Source organism: Sphingomonas jejuensis (assembly GCF_011927695.1).
GTDB lineage: Bacteria > Pseudomonadota > Alphaproteobacteria > Sphingomonadales > Sphingomonadaceae > Sphingomonas_K > Sphingomonas_K jejuensis.
This window is the reverse complement of the sequence record NZ_JAATJE010000001.1, coordinates 619,995-632,093: the sequence shown is the minus strand read 5'-3', so window position 1 is coordinate 632,093 and position 12,099 is coordinate 619,995. Positions and strand designations below refer to the sequence as shown.

The window sequence follows — 12,099 nt, the reverse complement described above, 5'->3', positions numbered from 1 at the left end:
CCTCAGAGCGCGGCCTTCACCTTGGCCGCGATGTTGTCGGCCGTGAGGCCGAAATGATCGTAAACCGCCGGAGCCGGTCCGGACGCGCCGAAGCTGTCGATGCCGAACCGAAGGCCATTCACCATCGTGTAGCGTTCCCAGCCGAGCGTCGTGCCCGCCTCGATCGAGACGCGCATGATCTCGGACGGATCGACGTTCGGCAGGATGTCGTCGCGATAGGCCTGCGGCTGCGCGTCGAACCGCTCCCACGACGGCATGGACACCACATCGGCGCCGATGCCGTCCGCCTCCAGCCGCTCCGCGACCGACACCGCAAGCGCGACTTCCGATCCGGTCGCGATCAGGATGACGCGGCGCGGCGCCGCTGCGGCACGCAGCCGGTACGCACCCTTGGCCGACTTCATCTCTCCCGCGTCGCTGCGGAACTGCGGCAGATCCTGCCGCGACAGCGCCAGCAGCGACGGGCCATCCTTTCGCGCGACGGAAAGCGCCCAGGCTTCCGCGGTCTCGACGGCATCGCACGGGCGCCAAACGTCCAGGTTCGGGATCGCGCGAAGGCTCAGCAGGTGCTCGATCGGCTGGTGCGTCGGCCCATCCTCGCCCAACCCGATGGAGTCGTGCGTCATCACATAGACCACGCGCGCACGCTGGAGCGCGGACAGCCGGATGGCGGCGCGCGCATAGTCGGCAAAGACCAGGAAGGTGCCGCCGAACGGGATGATCCCGCCGTGCAGGGCCATGCCGTTCATCGCGGCCGACATCCCGAACTCGCGGATGCCGTAATAGATGTACCGGCCCGCATAATCGTCGCGGGTCAGCGGCGTCATGGCCTTGGTCTTGGTGTTGTTCGATCCCGTGAGGTCGGCCGATCCGCCCACCATCTCCGGCAAGGCAGCCGCCAATCCGCCGAGCACGGCTTCCGACGACTTGCGCGTCGCCTGCGGCTTGGTCGCAAGATCGGCGGAGACCGCCTCCACCGGCAGGTCCACGTCCCCAGCCATCCGCCGCTCGAACTCTGCCTGGAGCGGGTGCCCCGACAGCCGGCCCTGCCAGGCCTCACGTGCAGCGGCACCCTGCGCACCGACCTGGCGCCACGAATCCGCGATCGCCTCAGGAATGACGAACGCCTCGTGCGGCCAGCCCACCGCCTCGCGGGTCTTGGCGACGATGTCCGGACCCAGCGCCGCGCCATGCACCGCACTGGTGCCTTCCTTGCCCGGCGCACCTTTTCCGATCACCGTTGTGCAACGGATCAGCGTGGGCCGCGGATCGGCCTTCGCCTCCGACAGCGCGCGATCGACATCCTCCATGTCGTGGCCGTCGCATTCGACCACGTGCCAGCCGGTGGCGCGGTAGCGGGCGGGGATGTCCTCGCTCGACGACAGCGACACCGCGCCATCGATCGTGATCCTGTTGTCGTCCCAAAGCACGTTCAGCCGGCCGAGGCCGAGATGCCCGGCCAGGCCGATCGCTTCGTGGTTGATGCCCTCCATCAGGCACCCGTCGCCGGCGATCACCCACGTATGGTGATCCACCAGTTCCGCGCCGAACGTCGCCATCAGGTGCCGCTCGGCGATCGCCATGCCGACCGCCATCGCCAGTCCCTGGCCCAGCGGCCCTGTGGTGCACTCCACACCGGGCAGCTCGAAATTCTCCGGGTGCCCGGCGCAGGGGCTGCCAACCTGCCGGAACGACCGGACGTCCTCGATCGTCGGCCGCGCGAACCCGCTCAGGTGAAGCAGGGCGTAGATCAGCATCGACCCATGGCCTGCCGACAGCACGAACCGGTCGCGGTCCGGCCAATAGGGGTCGGCGGCGTCGAATTTCAGGTGGCGGGTCCACAGCACGGTCGCGGCATCGGCCATGCCCATCGGCATGCCGGGATGGCCGGAGTTCGCCGCCTCCACCCCGTCCATGCTGAGCACGCGGACGGCGTTGGCGAGATCGGTCGGAGCGACGGTCATCTGATATCCCGTATGAGGCGGGCGGAAGATGGTCGGAGCCTTTGTCCGCTCCCAGCCGACGCGTCAACCGCCCGGCGGAGCGCCCTTCCCGCGCGCCCGATCGCCTTGCTCCACATGGGAACGCTCCCTAGCTTCCAGCCGATGAACGAGGATCGTCTGATCGCTGCTTTCGGCCGGCTCGATCTCGCTTTGCGGCGGGTTGAGCAGGTGGCGTCGACACCGTCTGCCGGCACGGCCGACAGCGGTGATCCGGCGTTGCAGGAGCGTCATGCGCTGCTGCGATCGGCCGCCAGCGCAGCGCTCGCGGACCTCGACAGCCTGATCGAGAAGCACACATGCCGACCGTAAGCCTGCCGATCGGCGGCCGGACCTATGATCTCACCTGCCGTGCGGGCGGCGAGGATGCCCTTCGCCGCCTCGCCGGGCGCGTTGATGAAAAGGTGCGACAGGCAGCAGCCAGCGCCGGCCAGACCGATGAGGTCCGCCGCTTGCTGTTCGCGGCCCTCCTGCTCGCCGACGAAACCGCAGCCGCTCCACCCCAGCCTCAGTCGCTGGATCTCGACGCGGTCGCCGACGCGGTTGAGCGACTGGCCGCGCGTGTCGAAAAGCTGGCGGCAAGGCTTGAGGAAGAGCTCCCGGCCGCCTAAATTGGCGGTGGCGGGAACTGCCCGGTACGAGCCTTGCGAACATCCCTGAGGCTATTCATCATCCAAGGGGGCTGTCCCTGAGCAGATCCAGGTCTGACTTACATGGTCCCCACCTGACGTTTTGGGCGTCAGAGGATCTTCAGGCACACGGCCATGGCGGTCCCGCCACCCCGCCCTTCCCGGCCGCAGGCTTGGACAAACCCGCGCTTCGTGCTGCGCTTCGCGCCCGGCGGGACGCGCATGTGCTTGGCGGCGCTTCCGGCTTCGACATCGGGCAGATGCCGCCCGGGCTGCGCGACCGCCTGTCCTCGTCTCGAACGGTGGCCGGCTATGTCGCGATCGGCAGCGAGATCGATCCCACGCCCTTGATGGACGCAGCAGCGGCGCTTGGCGCCAGGCTGGCGCTTCCGCTCACGACCTCGCGAAAGGACCCGATCCGGTTCGTGGAGTGGACACGGGGCGACGCGCTCGTCGCCGGCCCCTTCGGTCTGCTTCAGCCCGCTTCGGATGCTCAGGCGGTGGATCCCGACCTGATTCTCACCCCGATGCTGGGGTTCGATCGCGCGCTCAATCGTCTTGGGCAGGGCGCCGGTCATTATGACCGGGCGTTCACGACGCTGCCTTCCGCCACGCGGATCGGCGTGGCTTGGAGCGTGCAGGAGGTTGACGCGCTTGCGGCCGATCCCTGGGACGTGCCGCTCCACGCGCTTGTCACGGAAAAAGAGTGGATCGAGGTTCAGTGATGCCGAGTTGGCGCAAACCTGCCGGGATCGGCCTCATCCTGCTGCTGATCGCGGTCTGGGCGATCATCGTCGCCAGCCTGTCGGGTCCGATCGGCCGCTTGCCGCCGGTGCTCCAGGCCATCGTCTACCTGATCGCGGGGATCGTCTGGATTCTGCCGTTGAAGCCGCTGCTTTTGTGGATGGAAACCGGGCGCTGGCGGGTTCCGCCGTCCTGATCCGCCACGGCGCTTGATGCGCGGTGGCGCGAGTGACGGGGCTCGAACCCGCGACCTCCGGCGTGACAGGCCGGCGCTCTAACCAACTGAGCTACACCCGCTTGCGCGGTGGAGGGCGCCGGTTAGGCGAGCCCGAAGCGTCCGTCAAGCGTCACGCGCGCTGCCGGCGGAAAGTTCAGGCTCTTCGCCGCGCACCTTGGTCAGCGTGCCCGATTCGAACAGGAAGCCCGCGATGTCCGGACGCCCCGCCGCCGCGATGATCGTCTGGATGATGATAAGCAGCGGGACCGCCAGCAGCGCGCCCAGCGTCCCCCACACCCACCCCCAGAAGCTCAGCGAGATCAGGATCAGCAAGGGGTTGATGGTCAGCCGGCGCCCCAGCACCAGCGGGGTGATGACGTTGGCCTCCACCAGGTGCAGCCCGATCTGGATGGCCGCCGGCAGCAGCGCGTACCAGATGTCGTTGAAGCTCATCAGTCCGCCCAGCGCCAGCAGCAGGGCGGCCAGGATCGGGCCGAGATAGGGCACGTAATTGAGCAGGGCGACGATCCCGCCCCACATCAGCGGCGACGGCATCCCGATCAGCCACAGCAGCGCCGCGGTGGTCAGCCCCAGCGCTACGTTGATGAGCGTGATCGTGCCGATATAGGCCGAGGTCGCATCGACGACGTTCTGGATCACCCGCGCGGTCTGCATCGCGCCGCCGAAGCTGTGGCGCGACCGGATCGTGTCGCGGCGCAACCGCGACCATCCGGCCAGGAAGAAATAGATCACCAGAATCGCGAAGAAGGTGTGGATCGCCGCGGTCGGCGCAGACGACGCGTAGGCAAGGACCGACGTCGGCGTTTCCACCGCCTGTTGCTGCGCCGCCGCCGTGGCGGGCGCGGAGGCGATCAGCTCGACCGTATCGTCCACGAAGCGCTGGAAGTTCGAATAGAAGTCGATCAGCGGCGCAAGGTTCGACTGGATCTGCGGAATGCGCGACGGCAGCACCGCGAACCACTGGGTTGCGGGCACGACGATGGAGGCGAGCGCCCCGTTCACCACCAGCAGCACAACGAGCAGGCAGGCGAACGCGGCGAGGCCGGACGGCACCCGCCGGCGTTCCAGCCATTCGAGGAGCGGCACCAGCGCAACGGCGATGACCAGCGCGGCGGTCACCGGCAGGAAGAACTCGGCGCCCGCCTTCAACGCGAACGGCATGCCCATGAGGAGGCCGGCGCCGCCGATCAGGGTCAGCGAGGCGAGCAGGCGGTCGCGGCGGAGCTGGACGGGGGTGTCGGCCTCGTCGGCCGCCGCGGCGCCCGTCGGGGCGAGCGCATCGACGACCCTGTCGGTCGCGGAGACCGCGGGGGGTTCTGCCTGGTTGAGGGCCTTGTTGACGGTCACAGCATTCCTCCGCGGAACGACGCTACCGGAGGACGGAGAGCGTCACCAGCGGAGAGATTTCGTTTCGGATCCGAAGCGACTTAGTAGCCCGACAGGCGGGCCAGCGCGTCGGCGTGGAAGTCCGCATCGCCGCCAAGCTCCGCCAGCACGCGCGCGCGCTTCATGAACAGGCCGATGTCATGCTCGTCCGTCATGCCGATGCCGCCGTGCATCTGGACGGCCTCCTGCACCGCAAGCGTCGTGGCCAGCGTCGCGGCGGCCTTGGCGACGGCCACGGCCCGTTCGGCGCGCGCGTCGCCGGCGTCGAGCAGCTGTTGCGCCTTCAGCGTCGCCGCGCGCGCGGCGGTGAGCTCCGAATGGAGGTGCGCCGCCCGGTGCTGCAGCGCCTGGAACCGGCCAATCTCCTGCCCGAACTGCTTGCGGGTGCGCAGATAATCGAGCGTCATCGCGGTCGCGCCCGCCGCCACGCCGTTGAGCTCCGCCGCGGCGCCGGTGCGGACGGCGGCAAGCGTCGCGCCCACCGCGTCCGCGCCGCCGACCATGGCATCCCCGTCGACCTCCACACCGTCCAGCGCGATCGTCGCGGCAAAGCTTGAATCGACCAGACGTTCGGCGGCGCGGGTCACCCCCGGCTGGCCCGGATCGACCGCGAACAGGGCGAGCCCGGCATCGTCGACCCGGGCGACGACGATCAGCAAATCGACGACATGGCCATGCGCCACGAAGCGCTTGGCGCCGGTCAGGCGAAAGCCGTTGCCCGACCGTTCGGCACGGCAGGCAATGGCATCCGGCCGGTGACGCGCGCCCTCGTCGAGCGCCAGCGACACCACCGCCTCCCCCGCCACCATCCGCGGGAACCAGCGTTCGCGCAGCTCCGGCGCGGCGCCGCGCAGCGCCGTTGCACCGGCGACGGCGGTCTGCAGGAAGGGCGACGGCGTCAGGTTGCGGCCGATCTCCTCCAGCACCACGCCCGCCTCGACATGGCCGAGGCCAAGTCCGCCATCGGCCTCGGGGATCATGATGCCGTTTAGGCCAAGCTCGCCGAGCTGCCGCCACAAGGGGCGCGACAATCCGGCTGAATCGCCGGCATCGCGCAGCGCACGGGCATGCGCCACCGGCGCGTTGTCGGCGAGGAAGCCACGCGCGGTGTCGGCGACCATCGCCTGTTCGTCGGTCAGGTAAAGCGGCACGGGTACAGTCTCCGGCTGAAGAGGATCAGGCGCCGGGCAGGCGCAGCAGGTGCTTGGCGACGATGCCCAGCTGGATTTCGGACGTGCCGCCCTCGATCGAATTGCCTTTGGTGCGCAGCCAGTCGCGGGCGGGCGCGCCGCCGCGGGTGGCCTCGCTTTCCCATTCCAGCACGTCGCTGCCGCCCGCCGACATCAACAGCTCGTGCCGCGCCTTGTTGAGCTCCGTGCCATGATATTTGACCATGGACGCGCCCGCCGGGTGCCCCCTGCCCGCCTTGAGTTCGTCGATGAAGCCTTCGAGCATGGCAGAGAACGCCTCCGCGCGGACCTCGTGATGCGCGATGCGCGCCCGCAGCAGCGGATCGTCGAGCCGGCCCTGATCGTCGACGCCGACCGTCTGCAGCGCGCGGCGACCGATGCTGGCGCCGCTGCCGCCCAGCCCCATGCCGGAGATCATCTCCCGCTCGTGCCCCAGCAGATATTTTGCGACGTCCCACCCGCGGTTGAGCTCGCCGACCAGGTTCTCCTTCGGCACCGACACATCGTCGAAGAAGGTCTCGCAGAAGGGCGAGCTGCCGGAGATGAGCAGGATCGGCTTGGTCGAGACGCCCGGGCTCGCCATGTCGAACAGCAGGAAGCTGATGCCGCCCTGCTTCGATTCGGTGGAGGTGCGGACCAGGCAGAAGATCCAGTCCGCCTGGTCGGCATAGCTGGTCCAGACCTTCTGCCCGTTGACGATGAAGCGGTCGCCGTCCAGCACCGCGCGCGTCTGCAGCCCGGCCAGGTCCGATCCCGCGCCGGGCTCCGAATAGCCTTGGCACCAGCGGATCTCCCCGCGCGCGATCTTCGGCAGATGCTCGCGCTTCTGATCCTCGTTGCCGAACTTCAGGAGCGCTGGCCCGAGCATGGAGATGCCGAAGCTGTCGAGCGGGGATCGGCAGCCGAGCGCGCGCATCTCCTCCTTCAGGACCTTGGCTTCTTCCGGCGACAGGCCGCCGCCGCCATAGGCGACGGGCCATTCCGGCACCGTCCAGCCGCGCGACGCCATTCGGTCGAGCCAGAGCCGCTGGTCGTCGGTCAGCACGGCGTTGCGGCCGCCCCACACGACATCCTTTTCGCTGCGCAGCGGCTGTCGCATCGCCGGGGGGCAATTGGCCTCGAGCCAGGCCCGGGCCTCCTGTCTGAATGCGCTGAGATCGACCATGACGTCCATTCCCTCAGAAGAAGAGTGCGATTGTCTGGGTGGCGCTGAGCACCGGGTCGCCCGCCGCGTTCCAGATGCCCATGTGCTGCGTCGTGATGCCGCCTTCGGCATGGTCGGAGGTGGAGCGCAGCAGCCACCAGCCGTCGTCCGTTTGCGGATCCGGCGTGTTGAAGTTCAGCTGCCACGTCAGCGAGCTGAGCGGGCCGACGGTGGAGGCGAGCATGATGGCGGCAGGCGGCAGCGCGTCGCCGATGCACAGCAGCTCGACCTGAGGGTCGATCCCCGCCCGATCCTTCAGCCGGACCCAGCAGGCGATGTCCGCGCGCGGCGTGTCCGGCCGCTGTTCGGCGAAGCGATAGTCGAAATTCTGCGCGAACGCGGGCGGAAAGGCGAAGGTCGGCGCATCGCCCGGTCGGCGCGACGGCGTGAAGGGGGCGGCGCGGTGGTCGATGTGCGACGGCTGCGCATCCATGAACACGAAGGTCGCCCGCGTGCCGAACCCCTTGGCCCCTGTCACATCGGCGCCCCAGAAGGCGGCGGTGCGCCCGCGCCGCAGCAGGCCCGCCACCACCGTCGCTTCGGCCTCCACGGGCCCGGCAAAGGCGATCTGGGCGGAACGGAGCGGCGGCAGCGCCCCCGCCCGGTGCCGGACCGCCGCCAGCGCCAGCGCCGCCGTCAGCCCGCCATAGGCCGTCCGCCCCTGTCGCCAGCCATCGGGGATGGCGGCGTGGAGCACACCGCCATCGTCGATCAGCGCGTCCAGGATCGCGGGCAGGCTCATGGGCGAAGCGCGCCCACCGTGAACCGACCGGAGGTGGGATGCGAGGAGGACAGCCCGCCGTCGACCGGCAGCGCCGCGCCGTTGACGTAGCTTGCCGCGCCCGACGCCAGGAACAGCACGGCCGCCGCGATCTCCTCCGCCTCGCCACCGCGGCGAAGCGGGTTGAGCTTGCCGATCGCCGCCTCGCTGCCGCGCGCGCGCGCATCGTCGTAGATCGGCTGGGTCATGCCCGTCTCGATCAGGCCGGGCAGCACGGCGTTGACGCGCACGCCGGTGCCGGCGAGCTGCTGCGCCGCCACCTGCACCAGGTTGATCACGCCCGCCTTGGACGCCGAATAGGGCGCGGGACCGGCGCCGGAGCGGAGCCCCGCGACTGATGCGGTGCAGATGATCGCGCCGCCGCCGCGCTCCGCGATGCGCGGCGCGGCATGCTTGATGGCGAGCGCCGGGCCGATCAGGTTGACCCGCAACACCTCCGCCCAGGCCGCTGCGTCGACGTCGAAGATGCCGCCGACATAGCCGCCGCTGATCCCGGCATTGGCGAAGAAGATGTCGAGCCCGCCATGGTCCGCGCACGCCCGCTCCACCGACGCCGCGACATCGGCCTCGTCGCCGGCATCGATGCGCATCGGCGTCGCGCCGTCGACCGAAACGTCCGCGCGGTCGCAGGCGATCACCTTTGCGCCGGCCGCGACGAACGCCGCCGCGGTCGCGCGGCCGATGCCCGACGCTGCCCCGGTGACGATCACGCTCTTGCCGCCAAGATCGCTCATATCGTCGATCCCCCGTCCACCACGATCGCCTGGCCGGTCACATAGCTTCCGGCCTTGGACGCCAGGAACACGGCGGCGCCGGCGATCTCCTCCGGCTCGCCGATGCGGCCCATCGGGTTGAGGCGGTTGACCAGATCCAGCTGCTTGGGGTTTTCCCACAGCGCGCGGGCAAAATCGGTGCGGATCAGGCCGGGCGCGATGCAGTTGATGCGCACATTGTCGCGGCCATGCTCCACCGCCAGGTTGCGGGCGAGCTGGAAGTCGGCGGCCTTGGACACATTGTAGGCGCCGATGGTCGGCGACCCGCGCAGGCCGCCGATCGACGACACGATGATGATCGATCCGTCCTTCCGCTCCGCCATCTCGGGCGCGACCATGGTGATGAGCCAGTTGTTGGCGATGACGTTGTTGGCGAGGATCTTGGTGAACTGATCGTCGCTGATCCCCGCCATCGGGCCGTAATAGGGGTTGGACGCGGCGTTGCAGACCAGCACGTCGATGCGCCCCCATTCGGCGCGCGTGCGGTCGACCAGCGCCTGCAGCTCGTCCTTGCGGGAGATGCTGGCGGCCACGGCGATCGCGCGGCCGTCGCCATGGCGGGCGTTGATGTCGGCGGCGACCGCATCGCAGGCATCCTGGTTGCGGCTGGAAATGACGACCTTCGCGCCGGCCTCCGCCATCGCCTCGGCGATCGCCTTGCCGATCCCGCGGCTGGATCCGGTGATGACCGCGACCTTGTCGGTCAGGTCGAACAGGTTCATCGCCATGCGCTTGCCATCCTTTCACGATGTGCCGCGGACGCCATCATGCCCCCGCCCGCTCCGCCTGCTGCCAGCCTGCCTCGGCCAGCATCTCCACGCGGCCCTTGAAGACGCCGGCATCGCTGCTCGACGCGTTGCCCTGCTCGGCACGTTTGCAGATGCCCTGAATGATGCCGACGAAGCGGAAGAGATTGAACGCGAAATACCAGCGCAGGTCGGGCAGCCCGCTGCGCCCGGTCGCCGCGGCATAGCGGTCCACCGCCTCGTCCAGCGTCGGGATGCCGGTGCCGGCCAGGTCGAGCCCGCCGAGCCCGGCGCGCCCGTCCACCGGCATTTCCCAGTTCATCGCAAGGTAGGCGAAGTCGGCCAGCGGATCGCCGATCGTCGACAGCTCCCAGTCGATCACGGCGGCGACCTGGGGGCGATCCGGCGCCAGGATCAGGTTGTCGAGCCGGTAGTCGCCGTGGATGATCGCGGTGCGCGTCTGGTCGGGCACCGTGCGCGGCAACCAGTCGATCAGCCGCTCGACCGCTGGCAGATGCTCCGTCTCCGCCGCGCGGTACTGCTTGGTCCAGCGCTCCACCTGACGGGCGAAATAATTGCCGGCGCGGCCATAATCGCCAAGGCCGACCGCTTCCGGATCGATCGCGTGGAGCCGGGCGAGCGTGTCGATCATCGCGTGATAGGTGTCGCGGCGCGCATCGGGCGACAGCGCGGGCAGCTGACCGGCCCATTCCGTGCGGCCGTCCACCAGCTCCATCACGAAGAAGGGCGCGCCGATCACGCTCTCGTCCATGCACAGACCAAGCGGACGCGGCACGGGAAAGCCGGTCGGGTGGAGCGCCGTCATCAGCCGGTGCTCGCGGTCGACGGCATGCGCGGACGGGAGCACGGGGCCGAACGGCTTTCTACGCAGCACATAGGCGCGGCCGCCCGCATCGATGCGGTAGGTGGGGTTTGATTGGCCGCCGCTGAACTTGGTGGCGCTTGCCTCCCCGTCGAAGCCGGCGATGGTCGCCGCCATCCAGCGGCTCAGCGCCGCCTCATTCAGGTCGCTCATCCCCGCGCCGGACGCTGGGTCGCGGCGTCCTCGTACTTGGCGAGCTCGATCCGGGCGATAGCGCGGTTGTGGACCTCGTCCGGGCCGTCGGCGAAGCGCAGCGTGCGCACGTTGGCCCAGGCCGCGGCCAGGCCGAAATCCTCCGACACGCCGGCGCCGCCATGCGCCTGCACCGCGTCGTCCAGGATGCGCAGCGCCATGGTCGGCCCCTGCACCTTGATCATCGCGATCTCGAGCGCGGCCGACTTGTTGCCGGCGCGGTCCATCATGTCGGCGGCCTTCAGGCACAACAAGCGCGACGATTCGATGTCGATCCGCGCCCGCGCGATCCGCTCGTGCCAGATCGACTGGTCGGCGATGCGCTTGCCGAACGCGACGCGCGACACCAGCCGGCGCGCCATCGCCTCCAGCGCGGCTTCCGCCACGCCGATGGTGCGCATGCAGTGGTGGATGCGCCCCGGGCCAAGACGCCCTTGCGCGATCTCGAAGCCCCGCCCCTCGCCCAGCAGCAGGTTGGCGGCGGGCACGCGTACCCGGTCCAGCAGCACCTCGCCATGCCCGTGCGGCGCATGGTCGTAGCCATAGACCGGCAGGATGCGCTCGATCCTGACGCCGGGCGTGTCCATCGGCACCAGGATCATCGACTGCTGGCGGTGCTTCTCGGCGGTTTCGTCGGTCCGGCCCATGACGATCGCGAGCTTGCAGCGCGGATCGCCGACGCCCGACGACCACCATTTGCGCCCGGAGATCACATAATCGTCGCCATCGCGCTCGATGCGCGTGCGGATGTTGGTGGCGTCGGACGAGGCGACGTCCGGCTCCGTCATCAGGAAGGCGGAACGGATCTCGCCTTCCATCAGCGGCTTCAGCCAGCGGTCCTTGTGGTCGCGCGTGCCGTAGCGGTGGAGAACCTCCATGTTGCCCGTGTCGGGCGCGGAGCAGTTGAACACCTCCGACGCCCAGCCGATCCGCCCCATCTCCTCGGCGCACAGCGCATATTCGAGGTTGGTGAGCTGCACGCCGTCGAAGGCGAAGCTGTCGTCGACATGCGCCTGGCCGCTGTGCGGCGGCATGAACAGGTTCCACAGCCCCGCCGCCTTCGCGCGCGCCTTCAGCTCCTCGATCACGGGCACGACCGCCCAGCGATCGCCCTCCGCCACCTGGGCGTCATGCTCGGCGGTGCGGGGCGCGATCTCGGTGCGGATGAAATCGCGCACGCGGTCGCGGTAGTGCGTTTCGCGCTCGCTCAGGCGAAAATCCATGGGCATCCTCTCCCGGCCGTTTCGACCGTGTGGGGCGCGACCATAGCCGGCGATCGGGCGTGTGCAAGCGCGGAAAATGGCGGAAAACCGCCGACTTCAACCTGACGCTA

Annotated in this window: 13 protein-coding genes and 1 tRNA gene; 4 read left to right on the top strand and 10 right to left on the bottom strand. The window is 69.4% G+C overall.

Features of this window, described 5'->3' with window-relative positions; translation table 11 throughout:
• Window positions 1-2: 2 nt before the first annotated feature.
• Window positions 3-1,964, bottom strand: a complete 1,962-nt coding sequence (gene tkt / locus GGR88_RS03185; protein ID WP_167952925.1) for a transketolase — start codon at window positions 1,962-1,964, stop codon at window positions 3-5.
• Between the two features lie 141 nt (window positions 1,965-2,105).
• Between tkt and GGR88_RS03180 the strand changes: the two genes are divergently transcribed.
• The 4 genes from GGR88_RS03180 to GGR88_RS03165 all read left to right on the top strand — a co-directional run bounded on the left by GGR88_RS03180 (window position 2,106) and on the right by GGR88_RS03165 (window position 3,569).
• Window positions 2,106-2,312: a hypothetical protein gene (locus GGR88_RS03180; RefSeq protein ID WP_167952923.1), complete on the top strand. Its 207-nt coding sequence runs from the start codon at window positions 2,106-2,108 to the stop codon at window positions 2,310-2,312.
• Window positions 2,300-2,611 carry a cell division protein ZapA gene (locus GGR88_RS03175; RefSeq protein ID WP_167952921.1) on the top strand — a complete coding sequence of 104 codons (312 nt, stop codon included), beginning with the start codon at window positions 2,300-2,302 and terminating at the stop codon, window positions 2,609-2,611. The genes GGR88_RS03180 and GGR88_RS03175 overlap by 13 nt, the downstream gene beginning before the upstream one ends.
• A 191-nt stretch (window positions 2,612-2,802) precedes the next feature.
• The gene (locus GGR88_RS03170; protein WP_167952919.1) at window positions 2,803-3,354 is read left to right on the top strand and encodes a 5-formyltetrahydrofolate cyclo-ligase; all 552 of its coding nucleotides are present in this window, start codon (window positions 2,803-2,805) and stop codon (window positions 3,352-3,354) included.
• Window positions 3,354-3,569 (top strand): DUF2842 domain-containing protein, encoded by a 216-nt coding sequence (locus tag GGR88_RS03165; RefSeq protein ID WP_167952917.1) that lies wholly within the window; start codon window positions 3,354-3,356, stop codon window positions 3,567-3,569. The genes GGR88_RS03170 and GGR88_RS03165 overlap by 1 nt, the downstream gene beginning before the upstream one ends.
• A 24-nt stretch (window positions 3,570-3,593) precedes the next feature.
• Here GGR88_RS03165 and GGR88_RS03160 read toward each other — a convergent pair.
• From GGR88_RS03160 to GGR88_RS03120, 9 genes are all read right to left on the bottom strand, one after another.
• Window positions 3,594-3,670: transfer RNA gene (locus GGR88_RS03160), tRNA-Asp, on the bottom strand.
• A gap of 43 nt (window positions 3,671-3,713) precedes the next feature.
• Window positions 3,714-4,820: an AI-2E family transporter gene (locus GGR88_RS03155; RefSeq protein WP_245196548.1), complete on the bottom strand. Its 1,107-nt coding sequence runs from the start codon at window positions 4,818-4,820 to the stop codon at window positions 3,714-3,716.
• 218 nt (window positions 4,821-5,038) lie between these two features.
• A complete protein-coding gene (locus GGR88_RS03150) occupies window positions 5,039-6,148 on the bottom strand; it encodes an acyl-CoA dehydrogenase family protein (RefSeq protein ID WP_167952915.1) in 1,110 nt (369 codons plus the stop codon).
• A gap of 25 nt (window positions 6,149-6,173) precedes the next feature.
• Complete coding sequence (locus tag GGR88_RS03145) at window positions 6,174-7,352, bottom strand: acyl-CoA dehydrogenase family protein (protein ID WP_167952913.1); 1,179 nt, start codon at window positions 7,350-7,352, stop codon at window positions 6,174-6,176.
• A 13-nt stretch (window positions 7,353-7,365) separates the two neighbouring features.
• Window positions 7,366-8,133, bottom strand: coding sequence for a thioesterase family protein (locus GGR88_RS03140; RefSeq protein WP_167952911.1), 768 nt, complete (start codon window positions 8,131-8,133; stop codon window positions 7,366-7,368).
• Entirely contained in the window at window positions 8,130-8,906 is a 777-nt protein-coding gene (locus tag GGR88_RS03135) for an SDR family NAD(P)-dependent oxidoreductase (RefSeq protein ID WP_167952909.1), read from the bottom strand. Before GGR88_RS03135 ends, GGR88_RS03140 begins: the two co-directional genes overlap by 4 nt.
• Window positions 8,903-9,667, bottom strand: a complete 765-nt coding sequence (locus GGR88_RS03130) for an SDR family NAD(P)-dependent oxidoreductase (RefSeq protein WP_167954318.1) — start codon at window positions 9,665-9,667, stop codon at window positions 8,903-8,905. Before GGR88_RS03130 ends, GGR88_RS03135 begins: the two co-directional genes overlap by 4 nt.
• Before the next feature lie 43 nt (window positions 9,668-9,710).
• Entirely contained in the window at window positions 9,711-10,727 is a 1,017-nt protein-coding gene (locus GGR88_RS03125) for a phosphotransferase family protein (RefSeq protein ID WP_167952907.1), read from the bottom strand.
• The gene (locus tag GGR88_RS03120; protein ID WP_167952905.1) at window positions 10,724-11,989 is read right to left on the bottom strand and encodes an acyl-CoA dehydrogenase family protein; all 1,266 of its coding nucleotides are present in this window, start codon (window positions 11,987-11,989) and stop codon (window positions 10,724-10,726) included. Before GGR88_RS03120 ends, GGR88_RS03125 begins: the two co-directional genes overlap by 4 nt.
• Between the last annotated feature and the right edge of the window lie 110 nt (window positions 11,990-12,099).